Origin of the sequence: Cohnella luojiensis (genome assembly GCF_004564235.1) — a bacterium.
Lineage (GTDB): Bacteria > Bacillota > Bacilli > Paenibacillales > Paenibacillaceae > Cohnella > Cohnella luojiensis.
This window is the reverse complement of record NZ_SOMN01000083.1, coordinates 1-1,803: the sequence shown is the minus strand read 5'-3', so window position 1 is coordinate 1,803 and position 1,803 is coordinate 1. Positions and strand designations below refer to the sequence as shown.

The window sequence follows — 1,803 nt, the reverse complement described above, 5'->3', positions numbered from 1 at the left end:
GTTCCTCGCGGAGGACCTCCAGCACAACTTTCGTCTTAAACTCTGAGGTATATCGGTTCCGTTTTTCCATAGTCTCATTATAACTTATTTATCACTCTCCCGTGTCTCAACCTATGGGAGCATTATAACTGGCCGCGACGCGGTTGGGTGGTGCGGGTGTGTCCGGCTGATTCAACTTCCCTGCTACTGCCAATTACAACCCCGAATCTACTTCTAACTTCTGCCGGACCGAGGGGCGAATGCTCCGATGCGTGAATATGGTGTTATAAGATGTTCCCGCCTTCTCTGAAATACATTCAACACTTATTAATTCCTTTCATTCCACCGTATTTCAATGCTATTACATTTAGTTCTTCAAGAGTTTTTACTATATAACTTTGATCCGATTCAAAAGAGAATGTTAATTCATTATCAATTGATGAAAATTCTTTATATCTACCTTCAATTATTACCCTTCCTCTAGTATCTATTTTTATGCTCGCTTCTATATTAACTTCGTAATTTGCTATTATTGCTTCTCCACTGCATTTATCATAAATTTCTTTAAGTTGATTCTTAAAAATAAATATTTCTCCTGTTGAGATCCATAAGGAACCAGAGGCTGAGTAACTTCCGCTTTTAATTAATATTGAACCCTCTGCATCATAGCCGCCTGAATAACATGTAGTATCCGGAAATCCATGTATCTTATTTAATCGAATAATTAAGTAATCATTATTCTCACCATATATTTGAAATTGGTTCATTTAACGCCCTCACTTCTCTTGAACTTTAGTCTTTAGCGGGAATTTCTTATAACGTTCTGGTATTCACGACGTCGATCCCCCTTAGATAGCTCTTATCTTAGGGGGATCGATGTGTCTGCCTGATATTCTTCATTGAAATACATCGGGCAGACCGAGGGCCGAATGGCCCGAAGCGTGAATACGGTGTTATACGAAGGTCCACACTTCCTGCTATTACTTACAAATAAGTATTAATTCATTCAAGTCAATTATTCCTCTTGCCCTTAATAAAAAGTCCATTCCAATAATTCCATCAATATTTATGCCGTAATTCATTGTTCCTATATCAACCTGAAAGTTCTCAATCCGAAAATCATTTATCTCTATTGCATCTACTGTCTTGAAGAACACAAATTCACTTCCACCGACACCGCTAATTGTTCCCAAGACATCATCTAATTCGACAGTCAGACCAATCTCTTCAACTAGATCTAATTTCAGTATCGTGCTTGATGATCCTGTATCAATCAAAACTCGAGGTAACCTTATGCTTTTATTATTGTAATAGACTATTATTTCGATAAAGGGTAAATCACTGTTTGAGAGATGAATCACTGTATTCATATCCGAACTCCCAGCCATTTACGCTCTATTATCTCTAATTCAATCTTACTTGTATGAGCCACATAAAGTTCACGGCTTGGTTCTGTCTTATGAAGTAATTTATATTCATGCAAAGCATCTTTGCCTTCATTAAATTTATTAATCAATGAAATACGATCAACCAATCTTCTGCCGTTATCGGAATGTGCTTCCATAGCTTCAAAGAGTACCCATTGATCTGGAAAATGATTTCTTAAGGTTTCCCAATTCATTGCTTTACCTCTTTTCTTGAGCTTATGAAGAAATTATACCATATCTTTGAAACTTTTAGCCTTTGTGGACTTTCGTATAACGTTCTTGTGTTCACGACGTCCTACCACCTTAAAGGAGCGAAGCGACTGGCCGCGATGCGGTTAGGTGGTAGGATGTGTCCGGCTGATTCCGCTTCCCTGCTACTGCCAATTGCTACATCGAA

General features: G+C 38.2%; 3 protein-coding genes. All 3 read right to left on the bottom strand.

Going from position 1 to position 1,803, the window contains the following annotated elements; all coding sequences use genetic code 11:
* Window positions 1-296 precede the first annotated feature (296 nt).
* The 3 genes from E2980_RS23795 to E2980_RS23785 all read right to left on the bottom strand — a co-directional run bounded on the left by E2980_RS23795 (window position 297) and on the right by E2980_RS23785 (window position 1,600).
* Entirely contained in the window at window positions 297-746 is a 450-nt protein-coding gene (locus E2980_RS23795; RefSeq protein WP_135154695.1) for a WapI family immunity protein, read from the bottom strand.
* Window positions 747-959: 213 nt separating this feature from the next.
* Complete coding sequence (locus tag E2980_RS23790; protein WP_135154694.1) at window positions 960-1,349, bottom strand: retropepsin-like aspartic protease; 390 nt, start codon at window positions 1,347-1,349, stop codon at window positions 960-962.
* Window positions 1,346-1,600 carry a hypothetical protein gene (locus tag E2980_RS23785; RefSeq protein ID WP_135154693.1) on the bottom strand — a complete coding sequence of 85 codons (255 nt, stop codon included), beginning with the start codon at window positions 1,598-1,600 and terminating at the stop codon, window positions 1,346-1,348. Before E2980_RS23785 ends, E2980_RS23790 begins: the two co-directional genes overlap by 4 nt.
* Window positions 1,601-1,803: the final 203 nt, after the last annotated feature.

Excerpts from the sequence above, each read along its gene's own strand:
- E2980_RS23795 (WP_135154695.1), bottom strand. The coding sequence starts at position 746 with ATGAACCAATTTCAAATATATGGTGAGAATAATGATTACTTAATTATT.
- E2980_RS23790 (WP_135154694.1), bottom strand. The coding sequence starts at position 1,349 with ATGAATACAGTGATTCATCTCTCAAACAGTGATTTACCCTTTATCGAA.
- E2980_RS23785 (WP_135154693.1), bottom strand. The coding sequence starts at position 1,600 with ATGAATTGGGAAACCTTAAGAAATCATTTTCCAGATCAATGGGTACTC.